At 59.6% G+C, this 25,163-nt stretch carries 18 protein-coding genes and 1 pseudogene; 3 read left to right on the top strand and 16 right to left on the bottom strand.

What is annotated here, in order from left to right; all coding sequences use genetic code 11:
- Window positions 1-7 precede the first annotated feature (7 nt).
- The 16 genes and pseudogenes from ACA066_RS07795 to ACA066_RS07720 all read right to left on the bottom strand — a co-directional run bounded on the left by ACA066_RS07795 (window position 8) and on the right by ACA066_RS07720 (window position 22,427).
- Window positions 8-895 carry a class I SAM-dependent methyltransferase gene (locus ACA066_RS07795; protein WP_497698753.1) on the bottom strand — a complete coding sequence of 296 codons (888 nt, stop codon included), beginning with the start codon at window positions 893-895 and terminating at the stop codon, window positions 8-10.
- Entirely contained in the window at window positions 895-1,593 is a 699-nt protein-coding gene (gene pseF / locus ACA066_RS07790) for a pseudaminic acid cytidylyltransferase (RefSeq protein WP_497698752.1), read from the bottom strand. The genes ACA066_RS07795 and pseF overlap by 1 nt, the downstream gene beginning before the upstream one ends.
- Window positions 1,590-2,699: a pseudaminic acid synthase gene (pseI, locus tag ACA066_RS07785; RefSeq protein WP_497699825.1), complete on the bottom strand. Its 1,110-nt coding sequence runs from the start codon at window positions 2,697-2,699 to the stop codon at window positions 1,590-1,592. Before pseI ends, pseF begins: the two co-directional genes overlap by 4 nt.
- A 93-nt stretch (window positions 2,700-2,792) precedes the next feature.
- Complete coding sequence (gene pseC / locus ACA066_RS07780) at window positions 2,793-3,959, bottom strand: UDP-4-amino-4,6-dideoxy-N-acetyl-beta-L-altrosamine transaminase (RefSeq protein ID WP_497698751.1); 1,167 nt, start codon at window positions 3,957-3,959, stop codon at window positions 2,793-2,795.
- Entirely contained in the window at window positions 3,956-4,957 is a 1,002-nt protein-coding gene (pseB, locus tag ACA066_RS07775) for a UDP-N-acetylglucosamine 4,6-dehydratase (inverting) (RefSeq protein ID WP_497698750.1), read from the bottom strand. Before pseB ends, pseC begins: the two co-directional genes overlap by 4 nt.
- A gap of 30 nt (window positions 4,958-4,987) precedes the next feature.
- The gene (locus tag ACA066_RS07770) at window positions 4,988-7,918 is read right to left on the bottom strand and encodes a TIGR00180 family glycosyltransferase (RefSeq protein ID WP_497698749.1); all 2,931 of its coding nucleotides are present in this window, start codon (window positions 7,916-7,918) and stop codon (window positions 4,988-4,990) included.
- Between the two features lie 73 nt (window positions 7,919-7,991).
- Window positions 7,992-8,165 (bottom strand): annotated as a pseudogene (locus ACA066_RS07765) (sugar phosphate nucleotidyltransferase); the annotation flags it as partial.
- Between the two features lie 215 nt (window positions 8,166-8,380).
- Window positions 8,381-11,977 (bottom strand): glycosyltransferase, encoded by a 3,597-nt coding sequence (locus tag ACA066_RS07760; RefSeq protein WP_497698748.1) that lies wholly within the window; start codon window positions 11,975-11,977, stop codon window positions 8,381-8,383.
- 114 nt (window positions 11,978-12,091) lie between these two features.
- Complete coding sequence (locus tag ACA066_RS07755) at window positions 12,092-13,672, bottom strand: flagellar hook-associated protein 3 (RefSeq protein WP_497698747.1); 1,581 nt, start codon at window positions 13,670-13,672, stop codon at window positions 12,092-12,094.
- A gap of 13 nt (window positions 13,673-13,685) precedes the next feature.
- Window positions 13,686-15,752 (bottom strand): flagellar hook-associated protein FlgK, encoded by a 2,067-nt coding sequence (gene flgK, locus ACA066_RS07750; protein WP_497698746.1) that lies wholly within the window; start codon window positions 15,750-15,752, stop codon window positions 13,686-13,688.
- A gap of 22 nt (window positions 15,753-15,774) precedes the next feature.
- Window positions 15,775-17,064 (bottom strand): flagellar assembly peptidoglycan hydrolase FlgJ, encoded by a 1,290-nt coding sequence (gene flgJ / locus ACA066_RS07745; protein ID WP_497698745.1) that lies wholly within the window; start codon window positions 17,062-17,064, stop codon window positions 15,775-15,777.
- Between the two features lie 11 nt (window positions 17,065-17,075).
- Window positions 17,076-18,164 (bottom strand): flagellar basal body P-ring protein FlgI, encoded by a 1,089-nt coding sequence (locus ACA066_RS07740; protein WP_497699824.1) that lies wholly within the window; start codon window positions 18,162-18,164, stop codon window positions 17,076-17,078.
- Between the two features lie 27 nt (window positions 18,165-18,191).
- The gene (gene flgH / locus ACA066_RS07735) at window positions 18,192-18,887 is read right to left on the bottom strand and encodes a flagellar basal body L-ring protein FlgH (RefSeq protein ID WP_497698744.1); all 696 of its coding nucleotides are present in this window, start codon (window positions 18,885-18,887) and stop codon (window positions 18,192-18,194) included.
- A gap of 52 nt (window positions 18,888-18,939) precedes the next feature.
- Complete coding sequence (gene flgG / locus ACA066_RS07730) at window positions 18,940-19,725, bottom strand: flagellar basal-body rod protein FlgG (RefSeq protein ID WP_497698743.1); 786 nt, start codon at window positions 19,723-19,725, stop codon at window positions 18,940-18,942.
- A 45-nt stretch (window positions 19,726-19,770) separates the two neighbouring features.
- Window positions 19,771-20,511 (bottom strand): flagellar basal body rod protein FlgF, encoded by a 741-nt coding sequence (locus ACA066_RS07725; protein WP_497698742.1) that lies wholly within the window; start codon window positions 20,509-20,511, stop codon window positions 19,771-19,773.
- A 356-nt stretch (window positions 20,512-20,867) separates the two neighbouring features.
- Window positions 20,868-22,427 carry a sigma-54-dependent transcriptional regulator gene (locus ACA066_RS07720; protein ID WP_497698741.1) on the bottom strand — a complete coding sequence of 520 codons (1,560 nt, stop codon included), beginning with the start codon at window positions 22,425-22,427 and terminating at the stop codon, window positions 20,868-20,870.
- A gap of 280 nt (window positions 22,428-22,707) precedes the next feature.
- Between ACA066_RS07720 and phhA the strand changes: the two genes are divergently transcribed.
- From phhA to ACA066_RS07705, 3 genes are all read left to right on the top strand, one after another.
- The gene (phhA, locus tag ACA066_RS07715; RefSeq protein WP_017337152.1) at window positions 22,708-23,499 is read left to right on the top strand and encodes a phenylalanine 4-monooxygenase; all 792 of its coding nucleotides are present in this window, start codon (window positions 22,708-22,710) and stop codon (window positions 23,497-23,499) included.
- Window positions 23,500-23,603: 104 nt separating this feature from the next.
- The gene (locus ACA066_RS07710; protein WP_007975310.1) at window positions 23,604-23,960 is read left to right on the top strand and encodes a 4a-hydroxytetrahydrobiopterin dehydratase; all 357 of its coding nucleotides are present in this window, start codon (window positions 23,604-23,606) and stop codon (window positions 23,958-23,960) included.
- Window positions 23,960-25,153, top strand: a complete 1,194-nt coding sequence (locus ACA066_RS07705; protein WP_497698740.1) for an amino acid aminotransferase — start codon at window positions 23,960-23,962, stop codon at window positions 25,151-25,153. Before ACA066_RS07710 ends, ACA066_RS07705 begins: the two co-directional genes overlap by 1 nt.
- Window positions 25,154-25,163: the final 10 nt, after the last annotated feature.

The following is a 25,163-nucleotide window of genomic DNA, read 5'->3' as shown; positions in this document are numbered from 1 at the left end:
TGACTCCTTAGGGTTTCGGTCTAAAAAACGCGGTCAGATTGCGACCGAACCCCACATCTACCAGCGCAGCGTAGAAGCGGTTAGACGCTTCGATACCTGCCTGTCCAATCAGCCGTTCGAGCATTAACCGGGCCCGGTGGGCTGCCGTCCCCTGAGAACGATCGGCAACGTAGTTCGATCCTTCATGTGCAAGAAAAAGGTCGATCGGAAAATCGCCCTGAATCGCAAGACAATCCCACTCCGTTGCCTCAGCCGTTCGGCGCAGGCTGTCGGCGGTGAAGTACGACATATGATCGGGTACGGCGATCCAGAAGCGATCAGGTATCGCTCCCGCCGCATACAGCTCCTCGTGATAGGCAGTGCCATCGTTCGGAACAGTAACAACAAGCAGCCCGTCCGGCGCCACCAAACGGCGTAGTGATTGCAGCAGGCTTACAGGGTCCAGAACATGCTCCAGCACGTTGCCTAGCCAGACCAGATCGTATTGCTTTTTAGCCGCGATACGGGCCTCGAGTAATTCGAAGACATCACCCTGATCGACATGGTCAGCGTAGGCCGGGTTAACCTGTTGCACGCCTGCGCGACTGTAGTCGATACCTTGGACCTGCCATCCAATCTGCTCGAAGAACTTGAGTACGAAGCCTTCACCGCAGCCAACGTCAAGGAGGCTACCGGGCTGATCATCACTCAAGAGCGTGCGAGCCTGGCCAGCCCTTTGCGCTATTCGAAGCTCTATAACCTCAAGCTCCTCGATAGCGTAGGATTTTCGAAAACTATTACTGGCCTCATTCTGAAAATAAGTCTGCGCATAATATTCACTCAAGGCCTCGGGCCTGGGGCGATCCACAACCTCTAGAAAACCGAGCTCGTGCCGGCGTAGACGCGGGTCATTCATCAAAACATCCTTTCATGTTTCAACTCGGCAAGCGCCCAGTCTTCCTCGGTATCAATGTCTTGCACCAGCATCGCAGGCAAAACAATCGAGCCGGTGTTCGGCCCCATCAACACGTGGTCGCGCAGAAACGCCTCAGTGCGAAACCAGTACCACTGTCCGGCATCGTGATAGGCGATCGGAAGGTCTTGTGACCTGGCGTTGAGGTTTTCAGGGAAGTTCAGGGCAATACGACCATCGCCCTCACGCTGAAGCGATCGCCAGATTGGATAAGAAAAAGCAGCGACGGGCATGATCACGTCGAACCGGCTTCCAAGAAGCTGTGCGCGTCCGTCAGCGAGGTCCTGGGGGCGCATGAAAGGCGCAGTCGGGTAGAGGCAGCAGGCGAGATCGAAATGCACACCCGTCTCAGCGTATCGACCTAACACCTCGAGAAGAACTTGCGACGTAGTTGCGTGATCATCCGCTGCGGCGGCCGATCGCAGGAATGGCACTTCAGCACCCAAGGCGCGCGCTGCTTCTGCAATCTCTGCGTCATCGGTGCTGACCATTACGGTGTCGAAGGCACCGCAAGCGAGTGCAGCTTCGATGGACCAGGCCATCATGGGGCGACCACGAAAGGAGCGGATGTTTTTTCGGGGGAGTCTCTTACTGCCACCTCTGGCAGGAATGATGGCGACTGCGGTAGGTGTGCCTGTCATGTATCAATCCCTCCGTCCACCATCGAGGCGTCAAGCGGCTCGCCAAAGTCAAGTTCGCGCGTCGCCCTGCGCCCAAGTACGGCATCAAGAAACTTGGGTTTGAGCCCGTTTCCGGGACGGATAGACCGCACGTTCGCCTCCGTCAACATCTCGCCCTTGGCGACAGGAGCCACGATATAGAGTGAACGGCGATTTTTCAGGACAATCTCTTCAGACCGTGTGGGCTCGAATGCCGGAGCGCCGATCGCCATATGGGCGATGCGCGCCGTGGCCACGAGTTCGGCAAGTTCTGCGGGCTCCAGCGAGAAGGCGCTATCGACCCCACCCTCTGCGCGAGCAAGGGTGAAATGCTTTTCAATGAAAGACGCCCCCAGCCCTACTGCAATTGCAGACACCACAGTGCCGAGCGTATGGTCGGAAAGCCCGGCCACTACGTCGAAACGCTGAGCGATCTCGGCGATCGTTGCCAGATTCGCCTCTTCAGGCGGAGTTGGATAGGCTGCCGTGCAGTGAAGTACAACAATCTCTGTTGCCCCAGCCCCACGCGCGGCTTCTATCGCTTCACCGATTTCCTCAAGTGTCGCCATGCCAGTGGACATCACGATGGGCTTGCCCGTCCGAGCGACTTTGCGAATGAGGGGCAGGTCGATCAACTCCGGTGATGCGATCTTGTAGGCGGGCGCTCCAAGGCTTTCGAGGAAATCCACTGCCGTGGCGTCAAAGGGCGATGAAAACAGCGTAATCCCGATCTTGCGGGCGTGTTCGAAGATCGCTTCGTGCCACTCCCAGGGCGTGTGTGCTTCTTCATAGAGTTCATAGAGGCGGCGGCCATCCCAGAGACCTCCGTTAACCATGAATTCCGCCCCGCAATGATCGATTGTGATGGTGTCGGCGCGGTAAGTCTGAATCTTGACCGCATCAGCGCCAGCCAGCTTGGCGGCTTCAATAATGCGAAAAGCACGGTTGATGTCACCGTTGTGGTTCCCGGACATCTCGGCGACGATGTAAGGAGGCTCGGCCGGACCGATGCGACGCCCGGCGATGCTCAAAACGGGTTGCCGAACGTTTCGCCCCCCTGTCCCGTGTGCTGCGTGCTGCCGTCTCACAAAGCCACCCCAGTTGTATTGGTTATCAAAAAAAATGTTGAGGATTTGTTTGCCGCCACCTCGGGCCGCAATGATTGCAACGCCGCTCAACTGTCACTGCGCCTCAAGTACCAGCCGTCGCAGTTGCTCGATTACATCGTCTTGTTGTTCATCGCTCAGCAGAGGAAATATCGGCAAACTGATGGCTTCGGCGTAATAACGCTCGGCTTGCGGAAAGTCGCCCTCGGCGAAACCCAGGTCGCGATAGTACGGCTGCAAATGCACCGGAATGTAGTGCAGATTCACACCGACCCCGGCGGCCCGCAACCCTTCAAACACCTGCCGATGGTTGAGGTTGATGCGATCAAGCTGCAAACGCACCACATACAGATGCCACGCCGACTCGGCCTCAGGCTGAGGGCTGGGCAAGGTCAACGGCAAATGCGCCAGCAACCGGTCATAACGCGCCGCCAGTTCACGCCGGCGCTCGATGAAGCCATCCAGTTTGTTCAGTTGCGACAACCCGAGGGCGGCTTGCAGGTCGGTGATGCGGTAATTGAAGCCCAGTTCGACTTGTTGGTAATACCAGGGACCATGGCTGGGTTCGGTCATGTGCTGCGGGTCGCGAGTCATGCCGTGGCTGCGCAAGCGTTGCAGGCGCTCGGCGAGGTCCTGGCGATTGGTCAGGACCATGCCGCCTTCGGCGCTGGTGATAATTTTCACCGGATGAAAGCTGAACACCGTCATTGCCGCGAAATCACCGCAGCCCACCGGTCGACCGGCGTAGAACGCGCCGACCGCATGGGAGGCGTCCTCAATGACCGTGAAACCATAACGCTCGGCCAGCTCGGCGATCATCCGCATGTCGCAACTCTGGCCGGAGAACGCCACCGCCACCAGCACTTTGGGCAGCGTACCGTTGTCCTCCGCCGCTTCCAGCTTGGCTTTCAGGGCGTAAGCATCGAGGTTCCAGGTCAGCGGATCGATGTCGACGAAATCCACCTCGGCACCGCAATAACGACCGCAATTGGCCGACGCCGGAAAGGTATTGGGCGTGGTCCACAAACGATCACCCGGCCCGAGCCCGGCCGCCAGGCAAGCGATGTGCAACGCCGCCGTGGCGTTACACACCGCCACCGCATAATCGGCCTGGCAACGGTCGGCCATGGCCTGTTCGAATCGCTCGATGGTCGGCCCTTGAGTCAGCCAGTCGGACTGCAACACGGCGACCACCGCGTCGATGTCCGCCTGATCGAGACTCTGGCGACCGTAAGGAATCATGCCGACAGCTCCGCGTGCAGATCAGCAATCTGCCCGACCGTCAGGAACTGCGGGTTGGTGTCGGAGCGATATTCGAAGTCTTCGCTCACCGGTTGGCCCTGTTCACCCAGTTTGTCCACGGCAAAATCCACGTCGACGCTGGTGAAGCGGATCGACGGTTGAATCGTGTAGTGATCGTCGAACTCCAGGGTCATGCGCGCATCGTCCAGCGGCACCATCAGCTCATGGAGTTTTTCGCCCGGACGAATGCCCACGTTCTTGTGCGGCAAGTGCCCGGCAATGCCCACCGCCAGATCGACGATGCGGATCGACGGAATCTTCGGCACGAACACTTCACCGCCATGCATGCGGGCAAAGCTGTCGAGCACAAACTGCACACCGTGATCGAGGGTGATCCAAAAGCGCGTCATGCGCTCATCGGTGATCGGCAGCTCTGTCGCGCCCTCGGCAATCAGCTTGCTGAAGAACGGCACGACCGAACCCCGGGAGCCGGCCACGTTACCGTAACGAACCACCGAAAAACGGGTGTTCTGGTCCCCGGCAATATTGTTCGCGGCGACGAACAACTTGTCCGACAGCAGCTTGGTTGCGCCGTACAGGTTGATCGGGCTGGCGGCTTTGTCGGTGGACAGCGCGACGACTTTTTTCACGCCATTATCGATGGCCGCGGCAATGATGTTTTCCGCGCCGTTGACGTTGGTACGAATGCATTCGGTGGGGTTGTACTCGGCAGCCGGCACTTGCTTCAGGGCGGCGGCGTGCACGACGTAGTCAATGCCGCGCATGGCTTGGCGTAAACGCTCGGCGTCGCGCACATCGCCCAGGAAGTAACGCATGCACGGCGCGTTGAACGTCTGCTGCATCTCGTATTGCTTGAGCTCATCACGCGAAAACACCACCACCCGCTTGGGCTGATATTGCTCCAGCAGGCGGCGGATGAAGTTGCGACCGAACGAGCCGGTGCCGCCTGAGATGAAAATCGATTTACCGTTGAACATGCCGCGAATCCTTCTACCTGTGCACCAGATTTAAGCCAGCAACCGCGCCCAATCCACGCTGGTCGCGCTGCCAAGGGTGAAACCCTTGCCGGTCAAGGAAAGGTTCTTGTTGTATGCCAGATCATGCTGGAACGGCCCCGCCCACTTTTCACGCAAGGCCTGAAGGGCCTGCGGCACATCGGGCAAGGTGCCTGGGTGAATGACCTGAACTTGCGGCGTCCACACCACCAGATAACCCGCTTGACCGACCTTCAGGCACAGATCGACATCGCCGAACGCCTCGGTGAAGGCGCCTTCGTCCAGACCGCCAACCTCGTCGAACAACGCTTTGTGGATCATCAGGCACACGGCCGAGACGGCCGAATAGTTTTGTTCCAGCACCAGACGATTCAGGTAGCCCTTGGCATCCTTCGGCTCACCCACAAAGGCCGAACCCACACCGTCGTTCATGCCCAGAATCAGCCCGGCCTGGGTCACATTGCCGTCGCGGTCCTGCAACTTGGCACCGACCACGCCGACTTCCTGGCGCTGGGCCTGGTTGAGCAGGGATTCGAGCCAGTTAGGGTTGACCACTTCACCGTCCGACGCCAGCAGTACCAGGTATTCACCCTGGGCCTGCTGACTGGCTTCGTTGTACAAGGCCGACGCGCTGAGACGCTCCTGCGCACGCAGGACACGGACCCGATCGCCTGGCTGTCCGAGACCGTCCAGCCATTGCAGGAGGTCGGGGGACTGGCTCGCATTATCGGCAATGAGTACTTCGTAACGGGTGTAGCGGGTACGTTGCACGATGCCGGTGAGGCAACGTTGAAGCTGCGCCAGGTTGTCCTGGCTCGCCACGATGATCGTCACCAGCGGACGTTCAGTGTGACGGTAGTCAATACGGTAAGTGCCAGGTTCGTCCGAGCTGACTTGGGCCTTGTAGCCACGGGTCGCGAGGTGACGGATCAACGCCTGACGCTCGTGGGCGTTTTCCTCAAGCACCGGTGCACGGGCGATCAGCAGCGGCTCGTCCAGATGAGCCAGCCAGGCCAGACCGCCCTGTTCGATGATGCGCAGCAGAAGGTCGAACTCCAACGCCTTGCTGAAGTCGGCCTGGTAACCGCCCGCGTCCAGCAACACATCCTTGCGAATCAGCCAGTGCCGCGCCATCAGCGCGGGCAGGCTTTGCAGCAGATCGAGGTTGAAGCCCGGACGGAACACATCCACCAGCGCGCCACTGGCATCGCGGTGAATCTCGTCGGATGCCACCGCTCGGCATTCAGGCGCGGCGTGCAGTTCCAGTCCGGCGCGCAACAGGCCGCCGGCGGTGAACTCGTCGCCTGCCTCGGTCAGCAACAACCAGTCGCACGTCGATTGACGCGCGATCTGATTGAGCTTATCGACATAGTTAACCGGGGTCACACGAACAAAGTGCAGCGTGTTGTGCGCTGTCGTTGCCGTCAACAACTCCCCGGTGGTGAACACCACGATCTTGAAGGCGTGGTTGTGACCTTCCAGCAAACTGTCGAGGGTGATTTGCAGTTTGGCCGCGTCGTTTTCGAGGTCCAGCACCAAAATGCCAAATTGTGGGCCGCCGTTGTGGTCCGCCAGGAAACGCGAAGTCGCGGCGACTTCATCAGCATCCGGGGCGCGCGCCGCCAGCCACTTGAGCAGGCGACCGGAGCGCATGGCTCCGAACGCCTCGTCATTGCCTTGCGTCGATACGGCGTCCAGGCGCTCGGCCCAGGCGAACATGTCCCGCGCCTCGTCGGCTTCGCCCGACAGCGCCAACTGCTGCGCCAGACGCTTGACCACCCGACGGTTGAACGGGTTGCTGTGATACGCATGCCAGAGCCGCTCGACAACACTTTCGGTCGTGTCGTTGTTGCGAGGACGCATCATGTCTTCCTGATGCGCCCAAATACCTTCGAGCCCCTGAAGTTGAACACGGCCGGCCGGCATGCCGTGCAGCATCATCTCGAATCGGCTCAACAGATCGAAAAACGGCTGATTGTAGAAAGGCATTTCTACGTATTGCAAAAGCCCGAAGCGGCGGCTTGGCCCCTTCTGCACATCAGTCCAGCGCGACTCGAAAATCGGTTCGAAGGTCAGCGCCCGACGGTTGCGCAGGCTGTCAGCCAGAGCCTCGAAACTGTCCAGTGCCAACTGCTTGCCCTGCGCTGGATCGAGCCCCATCTGGGCGCTTGGCAGCGTCGACAATAATTGGGCGTACCCCTCACGATCCGCCACCGATTTTGCATCGGTGAGGGTCAGGGTGCTGTAGATATCGGTGTTGTGGTCCGACTCCAGGTAATTGACCTCGCGCACCACATAAGGGATCGGCAGAATTCGCGCCTTGGCCCTCGCCAACATGTAGTACGCATGACCGATTTCCTGCCATTCGAAGATGGTGTCTTGCGGCATGAGCGCGTACCAGTCACGCAACATCGCGGTACGGTGAACGGCATAGAACGGGGGAATGTACTGATGCATGAAGTCAATCACGCGATCCTGAGCGCGATCGGACGAATAGTCTTCACAGACCTTCTTGTCCCGACGGTAGTAGCTCACGCTGTCGGCCAGCGCCAGGTACATCAGGCAGTAACCATGGCACATGCCGTAGTCCGGGTTCACTTCCAGGAACGAGACTGAAGCGTCGAGGGCGTCATGCAAAATGAAGTCATCGTCGGCGGCGAACACCATGTAGGGCGTGGTGACTTGTTGCACACCGTAATCGAGCTTGGCCCGAATGCCCCAATAGCCGTACTGCGGCAAATGCTGGTAGTCGATGCCAGGGTAAGCGCCGTCGATGCCTTCGGTGACCTGAGCCGAAGAATCCAGCACCAGAATCCTGCAAGGCAAGGCGCTGTAAAACTTCACTGCCCGGCGCGCAAATGCCGGCCGGTTGTGGGTAATCACTACCACCGTCAACAACTCGTTCAGTGGTAATCCGCTTTCAGAAACGTACTTGCCTTGCATAATCTTTCCTCACAACCGGCGTATCGCCCGATGAACTCAACAATGATGTCGTTGCTTAACGAAGCCGACGCAGATAGCCCTTGTAGCCCAGGCAAATCACGAAGTCGTGAATTCCGTGAGCGGAATATTGCTTCATGATGTGCCAGAGAATTGGCTTGCCACCGATCTCGATCATTGGCTTGGGCTTGAGGTGCGACTCCTCGCTGATACGCGTACCCAGACCACCCGCCAGAATAACTGCCTTCATCTTTTCCCCTCTTGTTCGTCACAGGGCCTGCCCAAGCCTGACAAGGCTTTGCGGCCATCTGGATAAATCGCATGAGGCGGCACCCATCGGCTTCTGGCTGCTTCGCACATGCTAGATTTATGGCGATTTTCAGGGGACTTGCAGGAAACGCGCCAGCTCGAACGGCGGCGCTGTGTAGCCGCTACCGTTGGGCAGCGACTACAACAGGGGGTGTATCAATCAGCCAGCCAGCCATTTTCCCAGTACCGCACGTTATCGCCGCGCAGCATGAAATCGCGCAGTACCGCCTCGCGCAGTTCATCGCCCATGCGGTAGCTCGCATCCGGGTCCGCCAGGTGCATGCGGATGGCTTGCAGCCACTCATCGGTGGAGTTGCTGACCACCCGCGTGCAGGGCAGGTAACCGCGGTACGCCTCGGTATCGGTGCAGACCACCGGGTAGCCGCACGCGCCATACTCCAGCAGACGCAAGTTGCTCTTGCAGTCGTTGAAGATATGAAACTCCAGCGGTGCCAGTGCCAGGTCCAGGTTCAGACTGGCCAGTTTCGCCGGGTAGACACTCAGGTCGATCACCCCGTGGAACTCATGCATGTAAGGTTTCAACTCTTCGGGGCACATGCCGAAGAACACCCAATCGACCTCGTTGGCCAGTTCACGAACCACGTCGGCAATGATCGCCAGGTCACCGGAGTGGCTGGTGCCGCCACCCCAGCCAACCCGTGGTTTTTTCGACGTGCGGCGCTGGCTACGCAGATCACTCCATAGATGAGTGGCGAGCATGTTCGGCACGACCCGAATGTCGTGGTGCATGGACGACAACGCATCGGCCAGCGACTGCGTCGAAACCACCACGCGATCGCACAGGCCGATGCCGCGACGGACCAGACGCTCCATCTCGACGTTGTCCGGCATATTGCGAATGTGCGCGTTCTTCTTCGGCGCCTTGATGACATAGTCATCCAGCTCGAAAATCAGACGGGCATTGGTGTAGGGCTTGAACGCGGCGATCTCGTTGATCGGTCCTTCGCTGTAACGCCCCTGCAAAATGATGACGTCAGGTGACTCGCGCTCGATCTCGATAATTGACGGCAAATCGTAGTAGACCCGTCCGGTTGCCCGGCCGGCCTTCTCCAGCTCGATCAGCGGCTGGATCGCCCGATAGTGCCCGACCGCCGAGGAGTTGACCGGCAGCGCCATGACCTTCGGCAACTGGCGAACGGAGAACGGGGTCCATCCTGTGCACAAGCCTGGCTCCAAACTGTAGCTGGAGCCGCCCCACGTATTGACCATCAAGTTGGGATTGTAGGCAGGGTCGCAAGCGACAATGGGCAGCCAACGGCGGTAGAACGTGTCCTGCTCTTGACTGCGAAGCGCAATCTCGGCCTCGTCCGCCATGGCTGCGGGCGGTGTGCCGAGGGCCAACTGGGCAAACGGTGTCCAGACCACCAGGTAACCGTTTTGGCGAATCCGCAGACACAGATCCACCTCATTAAGGGTCAAGGCAAAGTCCTGTGCCTGAAAACCACCCACGCTTTCGAACAGCGATCTTCGCACCATTAGGCAATCGGCACCGACAGCGCTCATGTCCTGCACCACCTGCAAGCGGTGCATGTAACCGGCCGCATTAAGGGGGTCGCCGAAAAACGGTGAGGTTGCCGGCCCTTGCAGCCCGAGAATCAGTCCGGCATGCAGAACCCGCCCCTCTGAATTGAACAGCTTGGCCCCCACGACACCGACTTCCGGGCGCTGGGCATGATTGAGCAGCTCATCCAGCCAGTCCTCACGAGTGACCACCGCATACGGATCGAGCATCAGCAAATACTCGCCACGGGCCTGCTGCGCGGCGAAATTGCGCGTTGCCGCAACATTACCTTGGGGCGAAAACGCCTTCACCCGCAATCGGTCACTACTCAGCTGTGCCATGGCGCTCAACCACTCAAGCATCGGCGGCGATTCACTGCCATTGTCGATCAACAGCAACTCGTACTCGCTGTACGCCGTTTTCTCCAGGAGCGTTTCGACACAACGCTGCACAGCAGCCAACTGGTCTTTGCAGACAATGATGATCGACACCAGCGGCCGGCCCGCGTGCAGGTAATCGACACGATTAAGCAAGGTAAAACTGCCCTGGCGAATGTCATGGGCAACGCCCAATCGTTGAAGATGCGCCTCCAGTACCTGCGGGTTGAGTTCAATGACTTGCGGCAGCGCCAGCCATTGCGCCAGGCCGAGCGTCGACTCCAGCATCACCTCGGCAATATGCTCGACGACCTTGATGCCGTCCTTCTCGACCATGCGCCACAGCACATCGTGAGGCGCCAGTTCGCCGTAGTTCGAATTGAAGCCACCCAGCGCCAGGAACTGCTCGCGCTGAAATGCCAGGGCCCGCCCGACATAGGGATAACTGCGCATCAGGTCCAGGTTGAAGTCTGGCTTCAGGATCGGGTCCACCGACTCACCGTCACGCAAACTGCCTTCATCGCCATAAACACACAACGCATCTGGCGACGCGTTGATCTTCTCGGCTAGCAGCAACACGGCCGGCTCGACCAGACGATCACCGGCGCGCAGCACATAAAACCAGTCAACACCGTCGAGCTGTGCCAGCAAGCCGTTGATCTGCTCAAAGCCGTCACCCTGCAACGGCAAGTTGAATACCTTACCGTCGAGTTGCGCTACGGTGCAGGCGCTGGACAACACCAGGATCAGCTCCGATGCATAGAGTTGCCCGGCAAGGCTGTCGAGGGTGAGATCCAGACTGGTGCGACTGGCCTGATCATCAATAATGATCGGCAGAACTTTGGGTTGCCGCGACCAACCAGCCAATGTGTCCGGCAGGAGACTGCGCTGGGTTTCGCTGAGCGTGCGACACGCCAGCCATTGCGCGTAAACCTGAGAAAAACTCTCGCTGGCGATACCGACACGATATTCCTGGTTGGCCTGGCGAGCCCCCAGCGTCCGGCTCAGGGGCAGTTCGTCCCAGACGCGTGGCGCCTCGTCGCTGCGGCTCAAGGGCAGGTAACGAACCCAACCGGCCGCCGGTGCGCCTTCGCCACCGCGAACCTTGAGCATCTGCACCAACCATTGCTTTTCCCGGTCCGCCGCATCTTTCATCGACTGCTGACGGCTCAAACGCTCCGGATACAGGCGCTCGACACTTAATACATAGTTGAGCACCGCCAGGTTGCCCCGACGCAGCAGGCAGATGTACAAGGCCAGATCGAGTGACGCAACAAAACAATGGCCGGGCTGAGTCAACGCTGGCATTAGCTCCTGTAGATCCGTGCGGCGGAACAGCGCGCCACTGAAACCACCGAGGAAGTTGACCGGAAAGCTCTCGAAAATCGCCAGCAAGTCATCGCCTTTGAAAATCCCGCAAACAGGCGACAGCGTGCTGTTCTCCAGACGAGACGGCAACGGATGATCGTCAGCATCCCATAAGGTCCGCTGGGCCAGCACCAGATTGATGTCCGCCTGTTTGTCCAGCACTTGCGCCTGACGCTCGATACAGGACGGCGACAACTGATCGTCATCACACAGAAATTTGATGTACTCGCCTTTGGCTTCGTCCAGGCACGCCAGCAGATTGCCGACAAAACCCAATGTCCCAGGGTTTCGTACGTAACGCACTCGCTGCGCGGCATCGCCCGTCAGCGACTCGACAACCTGGCGGATTTCATCGCCAGGACTGTCGTCGCACACGATGATTTCAAGGTTGGCGTATTGCTGGATAACGGCGGTATGCAGGGTCCCGGCAAAAAAGCGCGGATTGAAGGCGGGGATGACAAGGCTGACAAGCAAAACTGGATTCACGACGGAGCTCTCAAGTGGTAGTCGCCCACCCGGCCGGATGAGCGCCTCAAACCGCTGAAAAAAGACGATGGGTATTCGGCGGTTTACGGCCGTGCGCTGACGCGCAAGGCCCCGTTAGATTTTGTTGAACAGACCCAGCTGAGTGATTTTGCTGAACGCCAGTTGCGAAGCCTGCAACATCGTCTGCTGCAAGGTCAGACGCGTCATCACCTCGGCCGGATCGGAATCGCGAATCGACGACTGGGTCTGGGTGTTGGCCAGCGACAGAGCCTGATTGGTTGCGCTTTGGGTATCGAGGGCAGCACCGCGCGCACCCACCGAACTCAGGGCACTGGATACCTGATCAGTGCCACTCGCCAGGTTGGCGATGCCCGAGTCCACTGCCGCTTGCAGCTTTTGCATCGCGATCGCATTGCCATTGGTTGGCGTGCTCAGTGCAGCTTTCAACTGGCTCACGGTATCCAGAATGCTCTGGGTTTCATGAGAATCGACGGCAACGTTGAACTGATCGCCGGCACTCGGACCTGGCGTCGGCGCGGGACCGCTCGCCACGGTGAAGGTCACACCGGACGCGGTACCAACGCCAGCCACTACTGTGCCACTGGACACAGGCTTGCTGTCGGCGGTCAGAGGCGCCGCATACAGATCAAAGTTAGTGGCATCTTTGAACTTGACGATGGCCGAGCCGCTCGGAAAACTGGCGTGATAATCGGTAGCGTTGGTAATGGTGCTGCCCGTTATTTGTGCCGAGCTCGGGTTGCCAGGACTGCGGGTCGTGGTGAACGTATCGGGCTTGGATTCCAGCGTAAAAACGTTAGGCAGCGTGGCCGCCGGACTGTCCGTAGCGCTCAGATTGATGTTCAGGCTCAGCTCGACGCCGCGAAAACTGACGGCTTGGCCAGCCTTGCTGGTTGGATCGAACGTTCCGCCCTGACTGGCTTCAGCCGTCACGTCGTTACCGGCCGAGTCAGTGATTTTCAGCTGGGTACCACTGGCGAACTCCACCTTGTAAGGCTCGCCGCTGCGGAACGTGCTGTTGTAGGTGATGTTCGACGAAACCTGGCCATTGGAAAGCGTTACCTTCCCGTTATCCGGCGACGGAGCCGTCATGGTGACCTGACTGCGACTGGTGTTGATCGCCTGCTCGAACACTTCCCAACCGGTGCTGTTAGTGGCCATCGACATGGTGTCGCCAACGGCAAGATTAAGCGTCGTCTGATCGCCGTTGTAGCTGTAGGTGCCATCGTTGTTACGCGAGAACGGAGCGGTATCGCCCTTGGATCCGGCGAAAATGTACTTGCCGTTTTCATCCTTGGTGTTCATCAGGCTCAACAGCTGATCTTCAATCTGGCCGAGCTCGGACGCATTCGCCTGACGGTCAGCGTCACTGTAACCGGTGTTACCGACACCGATTGCCAGCTCCTTGGCGCGTTGCAACACGCTGGTGATGCTGGTCATGACCGACTCGGTCTGCCCCAGTGTCGCCTTGATCGTGTTGGAATTGGCGCTGTACTGATCAAGCATCGAAGCCTGCTGACCCAATTGCAGCAGACGCGAAGCCCCCACCGGATCATCGGCGGCGGTGTTGACGCGAACCAGACTGCTCGCCTCTTCGCTGGTCTTGACAGCGTTGGCGAAGTTCTTCTGATAGTTCGCCGCAGTGGACTCGTAAAACTGGCCGGTGGAAATACGCATGGGCTACGACTCCTTAAAGACTGTTGATCAATGTGCTGAAGATTTCCTGCGCAGCCTTGATGATCTGCGAAGAGGCGGTGTAGTACTGCTGATACTTGACCAGGTTGCCGGTTTCCTCATCGAGGTCAACGCCCGACACCGAATCGCGCGCGCCCTTGGCATTCGCCAGGATGGCGTCGGTCGCCGCGCTGTCGAGCTTGCCCTGTGCCGCCTTGGAACCCACGCCTTCGACCAGTTTGCCGTAAGCGTCAGCCAGGGAAATACCTTTGCTGGCCGAGCCGGTGTCCACGGTCTGCGCGGTCTGCAAGCCGGCCAGTGCGGTGCCGTTACGGTTGTCCAGGCTGCCCGGCTGACTGAGCGAGACGTTGATCCCCGCGCCGTTGCTTGGGGCTCCGGCGATGGTCATGCTGAAGGCCGCGCTGTACTGAGTAGCGGGCGCAGGAGGGATCGGTGCCCCCGTTGCGTCCGTGAGCGGAATGCTCAGGTTCAGGGTGTTGGTCTCACCTGGTTTGATGGTGCCGCTGCTGATCACCCCACCCTTGGCATCCAGAAACTGGTAGGTCTGGCTGGTGCCGGCGGCGGACACCGCACCAAATACCACCTTGGTCGGCGTGGAGTTTTTCAGGCCGTTCTGCATCGCGGTGGTGGTCGCCGCGTCGTAGATGTCGAACTTGGTGGTCAGGGTCGGTTGACCGCTGGCCGGAATCGTCAGGGTGCCACCACCACTGCCGCTCGCTGCAATAGCCGCGCCCAAGGGCGCCGCGATGGCCAGACGCTTGGAGTCGGTCATCTCGGTCTTGATGTTCGCCGCAGCATCGCGGGTCGGGGTGATCTTGAAGGTGTCGCCCGCCGTGGCAGAAGCCGCGTTGAACTTCAGCTCGATGCCGTCGAAGACCGGTGCCGTTGCCGGCGGTGCCGTGCTGAAGGTGCCCATGGGCGTGTTGTCCGGCAGGCGCTGAACGGTGTAGTCGGTAGCCGTGGTGAACGAGACCTTGTAATCGTTGATGGTCAGCTTGCCAGTGTCCTTGATGCTCACATCAAAGTTGCCGGCGCCCACGTTGCTGGTGGCGGCGACGCTGCGTTCAGAGATCAGCTTGGCCGAATTGATGTTGTTGAACAGGTTCGAACCGAAGGCACCGTTCTTGTCGATGCCCTGGGCCTGAAGGCTGTTCATCTGATCGGCGACGACCAGCGCCACACGCCCCAGTTCGTTCATGGCCGGGTCCAGCACGGTGCTGCGATAACGCAGCAGACCGCCGATTTCACCGCCGGTCATGATCGACGTGATGTCGATGGTGCTCGAGCCGCGATTGAGCTGCAGCGCCAGGCGGCCCGGATCTTCTTTGCTTGGCACCGTCTCAAGCTTGTTGGACGTGTTGCCTATGACCAGCGGCTGACCGCTGCCCAGGTAAATGTCGAGGCTGCCTTCACGCTCCACCACTTGCGCACCGGTAAAGGTCGACAGTTGGCGCACGATTTCGTTACGCGCGTCGAGCAGGTCGTTCGGCATGCCGCCGGCGCTGGAAACCTCGGAGATCTTCTGGTTCAACTGCGCCACGGTAGCGGCCAGCTTGTTGACCTGATCCGCCATGTTCGTCAGGTTGCCGTTGATGTTGGCATTCTGCTGGTTCAGCTGCGTGGAGACCGAGTTGAAACGGTTGCTCAAGGCCTGGGCATCGCTGAGCAGCAACTGGCGGGAAGCATCGTCACCCGGCTTGGCGTTGACGTTCTGCACCGAGGCAAAAAACTTGGTCAGTGCGCCGTTCAGGCCAGTGCCCGTATCGGAGAGCAATTTGTCCAGCGGCGTGACCTGATTCAGGTAGGCGGCCGAATCGCTGTTGAGCGAAGTGGTGGTCTGCAACTGTGCATCGAGGTAGCTGTTGTACACCCGACGCACATCGGCCAGCGTCGTACCGGTGCCGATGTACACGTTGCCGAACTGCTGCGAGGCCTTGGTGCCCTGCACTGTTTGCTGGCGCGAGTACCCGGCGGTGTCGACGTTGGCAATGTTGTTGCCGGTGGTCATCAACGAGGATTGGCCAGCGGCCAGACCCGACATCCCGATATTGAGCAAACTCATGGTTCGACCTTAATCCTTGTGCCTATAAAGGCGTGGTGGAAACGCCCGCCGCAGCGTAGTTCTGGTAACTCGTCATCTGCTTGGCTATCTGCGAAATCTTGCTCGCGTAGTCCGGGTCGGTTGCGTAACCGGCCCTCTGCAACTCGCGTACAAACTGTTCTGGGTTATCGGCCGACTTCACGACATCTTGATAGCGATTGTTGGTTTGCAGCAAAGTCACAAGGTCATGGAAGCTGTCCTTGTAAGAGTCGTAGGAACGGAACTCGGCCGTCTCCTTGACCATCGCGCCATTCCTGAATTCGCTGGTGATCGCCCGCGCCGAATTGCCCTGCCAGTTGCTGCTGGCCTTGATACCGAACAGGTTGTGGCTGCTGCTGCCATCCTGTGCGCGCATGACCGATTTACCCCAACCGGTTTCCAGCGCCGCCTGAGCCACGAGGTAACGCGGATCGACCCCGATGCGCTCGGCGGCTTCCTTGGCCATCGGCAACATGGTGTTGACGAATTTATCGGCGGAGCTGAAGGCTTTCTTCGCTGGCGCCAGGGGGATTTGAGCCATGGCACGACCATGAATCTGCAGCCCGCCGTTCGATGCTGCCTGAGCATTCGCCAGCCAATCACCGTTGTACAACGGCCCTGAACCGGTAAGCGTGGTGTGCTCCGGCAATGGCGTCTTGTTGACCGTCGCAGCCGTAGTCGTGGCCGAAGGCACCAGGCCTGCCAGCAGACGGTCAGCCAGTTTCGGCGGCAACGCCAGACGTCGCTGATTGATCAGCGCCATGTCGTCGCGATGCGTGCCTTCGCCTGCTGCCTGCGGTGCACGGACCGAGCGCGACGCCCACAACGGACGCTCGCCATTGAGGCGCGACAACGGTCCGTTGACGGCGACCGTGCCGGCGGCAATTGGCGTTTCTACGGCGGCTTTCGCGGCCGCTTGCTTGGCCGCCGATGCGGCAGCTGCTTCGCCCGGCGCCAGCGGTTTGTTTTTCGACATCTGACGCATCAGCACGTCCGCCAGACCAATACCACCGCCTTGGCGGGACATGGAAACGGCCAGTTGCTGGTCGTACATTTCCTGATACTGCTTGGCCGCCGGGGTGTTGAGTGGATTGTCCTCACCCAGGGTGTCGGTAGCCTTGCGCATGGACTTGAGCATTTCACCGAGGAACAGCGACTCGAACTCCTGCGCCACTTTGCGCATGTTCCCGTCACTGTTCTTGTCACCGACCTTGAGCTGGTTCAGCCGGTTCAGGTCCGAATAGGAACCCGAATCGTTGCTGCTGACACCCAAACCGCCCTTGCGCATATCCATGGTCGCCGTCCTCAGATCACGATCAGATCGGCTTGCAATGCGCCGGCCTGCTTCAGAGCTTCGAGAATGGCCATCAAGTCACCCGGTGCCGCGCCGACCTGATTCACCGCACGCACGATCTCGTCGAGGGTGGTGCCCGGGCCGAACTTGAACATCGGCTTGGCTTCCTGTTGTGCATTGACCCGCGAGCGCGGCACGACTGCTGTCTGACCATTGGACAGAGCGCCGGGCTGGCTGACGATCGGGTCTTCGGTGATGGTCACGGTCAGGCTGCCGTGGGTCACGGCGGCCGGGGACACCTTGACGTTCTGGCCGATCACGATGGTGCCGGTGCGCGAATTGATGATGACTTTCGCCACCGCCTGACCCGGATCGACTTCGAGGTTCTCGAGGATCGACAGGTAGTCGACCCGCTGGTTCGGATCCAGCGGCGCGCTGACGCGAATCGAACCGCCGTCGATGGCTTGGGCCACGCCAGGGCCGAGCATGTCGTTGATCTTGTCAACGATGCGCTTGGCCGTGGTGAAGTCGGAACGGTTGAGGTTCAGGGTCAGGCTGTTGCCCTGGTTGAAACCGCTCGGCACCGAACGCTCGACCGATGCCCCGCCAGGGATGCGACCCGCCGACGGAACGTTGACGGTGATCTTCGAACCGTCACGACCTTCAGCATCAAAACCGCCGACCACCAGGTTGCCCTGGGCGACGGCATAGACGTTGCCGTCGATACCCTTGAGCGGGGTCAGCAGCAAGGTGCCACCGCGCAGGCTCTTGGAGTTACCGATGGACGATACGGTGATGTCGACCTGTTGACCCGGCTTGGCAAACGCCGGCAAGTCGGCACTGATCGACACCGCCGCGACGTTCTTCAACTGCACGTTGCCAGACCCTGCCGGCACCTTGATGCCGAACTGCGAAAGCATGTTGTTGAAGGTCTGCAGGGTGAACGGCGTCTGGGTCGTCTGGTCACCGGTACCGTTAAGCCCAACCACCAGGCCGTAACCGATCAATTGGTTGGAGCGCACGCCGGAAATACTGGCGATGTCCTTCAGCCGCTCGGCTTGAGCGTTGAAGGTCGCTGACAGCATCAGGGCGGCCACCATGAGGTGTTTAAGATTCAACGTAGCCACCTAGAAAGGGAACAGCGGGCTGAGGAAGAAACGGTCGAACCAGCCTGGCTGACTCGCATCGGCAAAAGCACCAGTGCCCGAGTAGGTGATGCGCGCATCGGCGACACGGGTCGACGAAACGGTGTTGTCAGTGGCGATGTCATCGGAGCGAACAAGCCCTGCAATCCGTACCAGCTCATCGCCGGTGTTGAGGGTCAGCCACTTCTCGCCGCGCACGGCGATAATGCCGTTGGGCAGCACGTCGGCGACGGTCACCGTGATCGAGCCGGTCAGGCTGTTGCTCTGACCGGACTTGCTGTCGCCCTTGGTCGCGCGATCACCTTCGTAACCGACGTCCAGGCTCAGGCTACCGCTGCCCACTGGGTCACTGGTGCTCAGGCCACCGCCGAAAAACGAGCTCAGGCCGATGTCGGTCTTGCTGTTTTTGTCTATTTGCGAGTTGGCGTTCTTGCTGGCCTGAGTGCGCTCGTTCAGGGTGATGGTGATGATGTCACCGACCCGGAACGCCTTGCGGTCGCTGTACAGGTTCTGTTCAAAACCGGCCTGATAGATCGAGCCGTTATTCGCGGCAGCCGGCAACGGCGTGCGCGGCAACACCGGGGCGTAGTAAGGATCATTGGGCTTGGGCGGCGGGGCAACGCAACCCGCGACCACAACGGCCCCACTCAGTGCCAGAACAGATACGAAGCGATTCATGACCCTACCTCACGGTGTTGCAGGCGACCTCAAGGCCGCCTCATAGACTTGATTACAGATTCTGCGTTACGAACGAGAGCATCTGGTCGGCGGTGGAGATCACCTTGGAGTTCATCTCGTAGGCGCGCTGAGTGGTGATCATGTTGACCATCTCCTCAACGGTGCTGACGTTGGAGGTTTCCAGGGTGTTCTGCAGCGTGGTGCCGAAACCGGCCAGGCCCGGCGTACCGACTTGCGGCGCGCCGCTGGCAGCGGTTTCCAGGAACAGGTTGTTACCCACCGCTTGCAGGCCGGCCGGGTTGATGAAATCGGCGGTTTGCAGGTTGCCGATCACCTGGGCAGCCGGGTTGCCGGCAACGGTAATGGACACGGTGCCATCGCGACCGACCGTGAAGGTCTGGGCGTTGTTCGGAATGACAATGGCCGGTTCCAGGGCGAAGCCGCTGGCGTTGACGATCTGGCCGGTGGAGTCCAGGTGGAACGTACCGTCACGGGTGTAGGACGTGGTGCCGTCCGGCTGCAGAATCTGGAAGAACCCACGACCGTCGATGGCCATGTCCAGCGGCTGCTCGGTGGTTTGCAGACTGCCGGCGGAGAAGTTTTTCTGGGTGCCGACAATACGCACACCGGTACCCAGTTGCAGACCCGACGGCAATTCGCTGTCCTGGGTCGACTGAGCGCCTGGCTGGCGCTTGATCTGGTACAGCAAGTCCTGGAACTCGGCACGGTCACGCTTGAAACCCGTGGTCGACACGTTGGCCAGGTTGTTGGAAATGGTGGTCAGGTTGGTGTCCTGGGCGGACAGACCTGTTTTGGCAACCCATAGAGCCGGAAGCATTCGATTCTCCTCGTGCGCCTGTTTTACGGCGCGACGTTCTGATAATTAGCTGATCTGCAAGACCCGAGCCATGGCCTGGTCGTCGTCTTTGGCGGTGTTCATCATCTTGATGTGCAGTTCGAACTGTTTGGCCAGCGCCAGTACCGAGGTCATCTCTTCCACGGCATTGACGTTGCTCGACTCTAGGAAACCGGACACCAGTTTGACGTCGGCATCGGCTTGCGCGAGCTTGCCGTCCTTGGTGTGGATCGAGCCGTCCAGGCCTTTGGTCATGTTCTTGAAGTCCGGGTTGACCAGCTTGATGCGGTCGACTTCCGCCATCACGCGAGGACCTTCGCCCATCGCACGAATGCTGATGGTGCCGTCCTCGCCAATTTCGATTTGCTGCTCGGGCGGCACGGCAATCGGTCCGCCATTGCCCAACACCGGCATACCGTTGCCGGCCCGCAGCACGCCGAGGCCGTCAACGTTCAGGCTGCCGGTACGCACGTAGCTTTCGCCACCATCAGGGTTCTGTACCGCAATCCAGCCGTTGCCAGTCACAGCGACATCGAGGTCACGACCGGTTTCCACCATCGCGCCTGGAGAGAAGTCGGTGGCCGGACGTTCGGACATGGCAAACGCGCGCGCCGGAAAGCTGTCACCGAACACCGGCATCGAACGAGCCTGCTCCAGGTCTTTCTGAAAACCGTTGGTGGAGATGTTCGCCAGGTTGTTCGCATGAGCCTTCTGCGCCAGTGCATTCTGGCTGGCGCCGGTCATTGCCACATAAAGGTACTTGTCCACACTCTTTCCTCTGCATGCCGGACGTTTGCCGCCCACCGCTGTACTGCTGAGCCATAAGCAATTTGCAGACCAACTTTTTTCTGGCGGCGCGGGGCCCGGCAAACAAAGGACTTGAGGGGTTCAGAGGGGAATGGGGGGATTGTGTCGAAGACGAAAAACCGGCGGTGTTATGCCGCTTCGCGGCAACAGCCAGCCTTGGAGGTCAACCCATCACCTGTGGCGAGGGAGCTTGCTCCCGCTGGGCTGCGAAGCAGCCCCAGAATGGCCAACCGCATTATTACAGGCGGATCGCGCAGGATGGCTTTGCGGCCGCTTCGCGCCCGAGCGGGAGCAAGCTCCCTCGCCACAAAAGTGGTCTAGCCGGGTTCTTTGCCAACCTCATACTCACGTAACTTATTAGCAATGGTCGTGTGCGAAACCCCCAACCGCTTGCCCAACTGGCGACTGCTCGGATGCTCGGAATACAAACGCTCCAGCACCGCTTTTTCAAAACGCCCGACAATCGCATCCAGCCCGCCTTCGAGGGAGAAATCGCCAAGTGGCTGACGCACGCCGTAGTCTGGCAGGCGAATGTGTTCGGCCTTGACCGTCCCGCCCTCGCACAACGAAACCGCCTGGAACAGCACGTTTTCCAGCTGCCGGACATTGCCCGGCCAATGATAATGACTGAGCCGCTCCATGGCCGCCGGCGCCAGTTTCGGCAACGGGCAACCGATCTGCCGGCTGGCCTGATCGAGGAAGTGCTCCACCAGCGGCGTCAAGCCATCCAGGCATTCGCGCAGTGGCGGGATGTGCAGCGAAAGCACGTTCAAGCGGTGATACAAATCCTGGCGGAACTCACCCCGGGCACACAATTCCGATAGATCAACCTGCGTCGCGCAGATCACTCGCACATCCAGATAAACCTCTTCATCACTGCCTACGCGACGGAAGCAACCATCCTGCAGGAAGCGCAGCAATTTCACCTGCAAGCGCGGGCTCATTTCCCCCACACCATCGAGGAACAGCGTCCCCCCCGCCGTCAGCTCCAGCAGCCCGAGCTTGCCCTCGGCCCTTGCCCCTTCGAATGCACCGGGACCGTAGCCGAACAGTTCGGTCTCGGCCATCGACTCCGGCAGACCGGCACAATTGAGCGCCATCAACGGCGACTGCCCGCGGGGACTGGCCAGGTGACAGGCTCGCGCCAACAACTCTTTACCGGTGCCGGTTTCGCCTTCTATCAATAGCGGCGCATCGAGCGGCGCCATGCGTCGGGCTTCACGCACCACGGCGGCCATCACTTTCGAACTCTGGAAGATGCTGTCGAACCCGCGCAATTCCTGTTTGCGTACGTTGTAAATGCGCTCCCCTACCCGATCGGCACGATGCAGCGTCAGCACCGCGCCGGCCATGGCCTCGCTGTCGTCATGCTCCGATTGCAGCGGCGCGATGTCGGCCAGAAACACGTCGCCTTTGACCTTGACCCGCAGCCCGTTGATCCGCGACTTGCTGGCACGCACCAGCTCCGGCAAATCGAAGTCCTCGGCGTAACGCGACAACGGAATCCCCGGCACCTCATCGACACGCACCCCAAGCAACTGCGCCGCCGCACGGTTGGCCGCGACGATCGAACCGCCCATGTCGATCGACAACACCGGAAACTCCAGGGCGCCGAGCAAGGCATTGAGCTCCATGTGCCGACGCTCGCTGGGCATCAGCCCTACACGCTTGACGCCAAAGACACCGGCAATCGATTCGAATTTCGGACGCAGCGCCTGGAACTGAATGTTGATCAGGTTCGGACAATGCAGGTAGATCGCGTTGCCATGTTCACCACCGACCTCGCCGCGAGCAACGTTGATCCCGTACTCGACCAGCAAGTTGAGAATGTCGCGCAGGATGCCGATGCGGTTCTGGCAGTGGACTTTGATACGCATATAAAGGCCCGAATCTGGAGTGATCGAGGTCCCTTGCGAGGATTTTTCTGCGCAGGGGCCAACTTAGTCGTCAAGATTATGTGACACATGTGAGCCTTTTCAAACCCGAAAATCTCAAGCGCTGCGCCATACCCGCTTTTACGTAACGAAAACTTTACGAAAAACGACGAATTTTCCTACGTGCCACGGCTTTCACGTGCTGCAACATCGCAATTCCTGAGGTATTTCTAGGTCCATAGCAGGACATAACAAGAACGAAATCCCCTAGCAGGAGAGCAGCATGAAGCAGACGCAATACGTGGCTCGCGAGCCCGATGCGCAAGGTTTTATCGACTACCCCGCCGAAGAACACGCGGTGTGGAACACGCTGATCACTCGCCAACTGAAAGTGATCGAAGGGCGTGCGTGCCAGGAATACCTGGACGGTATCGAAAAACTCGGTCTGCCCCACGACCGCATTCCGCAACTCGGTGAAATCAACAAGGTGCTCGGTGAAACCACCGGCTGGCAAGTTGCCCGGGTCCCCGCACTGATTCCTTTCCAGACCTTTTTCGAATTGCTGGCGAACAAGCAGTTCCCGGTAGCAACGTTTATTCGTACCCGCGAAGAGCTGGATTACCTGCAAGAGCCGGACATTTTCCACGAGATCTTTGGCCACTGTCCGCTGCTGACCAACCCCTGGTTCGCTGAATTCACCCACACCTACGGCAAACTCGGCCTACAGGCTTCCAAGGAAGAACGCGTGTACCTGGCGCGTCTGTACTGGATGACCATCGAGTTCGGCCTGGTCGATACCCCGCAAGGCCAACGCATCTATGGCGGCGGCATTCTCTCCTCGCCGAAAGAAACCGTTTACTGCCTGTCGGACGAACCTGAGCATCAGCCGTTCGATCCACTGGAATGCATGCGTACGCCGTATCGCATCGACATCCTGCAACCGCTGTACTTTGTCCTGCCGAACCTCAAGCGTCTGTTCGATCTTGCCCACGAAGACATCATGGGCATGGTCAAGCAAGGCATGCAGCTGGGCTTGCACGCACCGAAATTTCCGCCCAAACCAAAAGCCGCGTGATCCGTAGCTTTTAGAATCAAGTGAGCCTGTCAGGAACCAACGCTTTGGTTTAGCGTGGTGACACTGACGGCCGATTTCCAATCATTCGATTTCAGGAACACATCATGTCCACATTGAACCAAGCCCATTGCGAAGCCTGCCGTGCCGACGCCCCTCAGGTCAGCGACGAAGAACTGCCGATCCTGATCAAGCAGATCCCTGACTGGAACATCGAAGTTCGCGACAGCATCATGCAGCTGGAAAAGGTTTTCCTGTTCAAGAACTTCAAGCACGCCCTGGCGTTCACCAACGCGGTCGGGGAAATTTCCGAGGCCGAAGGTCACCACCCGGGCCTGCTGACCGAATGGGGCAAAGTCACCGTGACCTGGTGGAGCCACTCCATCAAGGGCCTGCACCGCAACGATTTCATCATGGCCGCGCGCACTGACGAAGTGGCCAAGGACGCCGAGGGCCGCAAATAATGCATTTCGACGCCATCGGCCGGGTGCCCGGCGACCCGATTCTCGGCCTGATGGAGGCCTATGCTCAGGACCCCAACCCGCGCAAATTCGACCTTGGCGTGGGCGTCTATAAAGATGCCTTTGGCCTGACGCCGATTCCCCAGGCCGTGAAGCTCGCCGAGCAGCGCCTGGTGGATCGTCAGACCACCAAAACCTACATCGGTGGTCACGGCGAACCAGCGTTCGGCAAAGTTATCAATGAGCTGGTGCTCGGCGCCGATTCTGCGTTGATCGCCGAACAACGGGCCGGCGTCACCCAGACGCCAGGCGGCACCGGTGCGTTGCGCTTGAGCGCGGACTTCATCGCCCAGTGTCTGCCGGGGCGCGGCGTGTGGCTGAGCAACCCGACCTGGCCGATTCACGAAACCATTTTCGCCACGGCCGGGGTCAAGGTTAATCATTACCCTTATGTCGGCAGCGATAACCGCCTCGATGTTGAAGCGATGCTGGCGGCGCTCAATGAAGCGCCGAAGGGCGATGTGGTTTTGTTGCACGCCTGCTGCCACAACCCGACCGGGTTCGATCTGTCTCATGACGACTGGCGTCGCGTGCTGGACGTGGTGCGCAATCGCGATCTGGTGCCGCTGATCGACTTCGCCTATCAGGGCTTTGGCGATGGGTTGGAACAGGATGCCTGGTCGACCCGATTGTTCGCTGACGCGTTGCCGGAAGTGCTGATCACCAGTTCCTGCTCGAAGAACTTCGGTCTATACCGGGACCGCACGGGGGCGCTGATTGTCTGTGCGAAGACCGCTGAGAAACTGGTGGATATTCGCAGCCAACTGGCCAACATAGCCCGCAACCTGTGGTCGACGCCGCCGGATCACGGTGCCGCTGTAGTGGCGACGATCCTTGGCGATCCGGAGCTGAAAAGTCTCTGGGCCGACGAAGTGGAAGCCATGCGCTTGCGTATCGCGCAACTGCGCAGCGGTCTGGTTGAAGCCCTTGAGCCTCATGGCTTGCGCGAGCGCTTTGCGCACATCGGCGTGCAACGCGGGATGTTTTCCTACACTGGTTTGACGCCGGATCAGGTCAAACAGCTGCGTGATCACCACAGCGTTTACATGGTCGGCACTGGACGGGCGAATGTGGCGGGGATTGATGCGACGCGCCTGGATCTACTGGCACAAGCCATCGCCGACGTCTGCAAATAATCGCAATGGC

It is taken from the genome of Pseudomonas sp. LBUM1651, assembly GCF_059716135.1.
This window is presented reverse-complemented; position numbering and strand designations above follow the sequence as displayed.

Bases quoted from the DNA above. Each gene is read 5' to 3' on its own strand.
- ACA066_RS07795 (WP_497698753.1), bottom strand. From the start codon at position 895: ATGAATGACCCGCGTCTACGCCGGCACGAGCTCGGTTTTCTAGAGGTT.
- pseF (WP_497698752.1), bottom strand. From the start codon at position 1,593: ATGACAGGCACACCTACCGCAGTCGCCATCATTCCTGCCAGAGGTGGC.
- pseC (WP_497698751.1), bottom strand. From the start codon at position 3,959: ATGATTCCTTACGGTCGCCAGAGTCTCGATCAGGCGGACATCGACGCG.
- pseB (WP_497698750.1), bottom strand. From the start codon at position 4,957: ATGTTCAACGGTAAATCGATTTTCATCTCAGGCGGCACCGGCTCGTTC.
- ACA066_RS07770 (WP_497698749.1), bottom strand. From the start codon at position 7,918: ATGCAAGGCAAGTACGTTTCTGAAAGCGGATTACCACTGAACGAGTTG.
- ACA066_RS07755 (WP_497698747.1), bottom strand. From the start codon at position 13,672: ATGCGTATTTCCACCGGCCAGTTTTACGAGTCCACTGCGGCGAACTAT.
- flgK (WP_497698746.1), bottom strand. From the start codon at position 15,752: ATGAGTTTGCTCAATATCGGGATGTCGGGTCTGGCCGCTGGCCAATCC.
- flgJ (WP_497698745.1), bottom strand. From the start codon at position 17,064: ATGGATATGCGCAAGGGCGGTTTGGGTGTCAGCAGCAACGATTCGGGT.
- ACA066_RS07740 (WP_497699824.1), bottom strand. From the start codon at position 18,164: ATGGTGGCCGCCCTGATGCTGTCAGCGACCTTCAACGCTCAAGCCGAG.
- flgH (WP_497698744.1), bottom strand. From the start codon at position 18,887: ATGAATCGCTTCGTATCTGTTCTGGCACTGAGTGGGGCCGTTGTGGTC.
- flgG (WP_497698743.1), bottom strand. From the start codon at position 19,725: ATGCTTCCGGCTCTATGGGTTGCCAAAACAGGTCTGTCCGCCCAGGAC.
- ACA066_RS07720 (WP_497698741.1), bottom strand. From the start codon at position 22,427: ATGCGTATCAAAGTCCACTGCCAGAACCGCATCGGCATCCTGCGCGAC.
- phhA (WP_017337152.1), top strand. From the start codon at position 22,708: ATGAAGCAGACGCAATACGTGGCTCGCGAGCCCGATGCGCAAGGTTTT.
- ACA066_RS07710 (WP_007975310.1), top strand. From the start codon at position 23,604: ATGTCCACATTGAACCAAGCCCATTGCGAAGCCTGCCGTGCCGACGCC.
- ACA066_RS07705 (WP_497698740.1), top strand. From the start codon at position 23,960: ATGCATTTCGACGCCATCGGCCGGGTGCCCGGCGACCCGATTCTCGGC.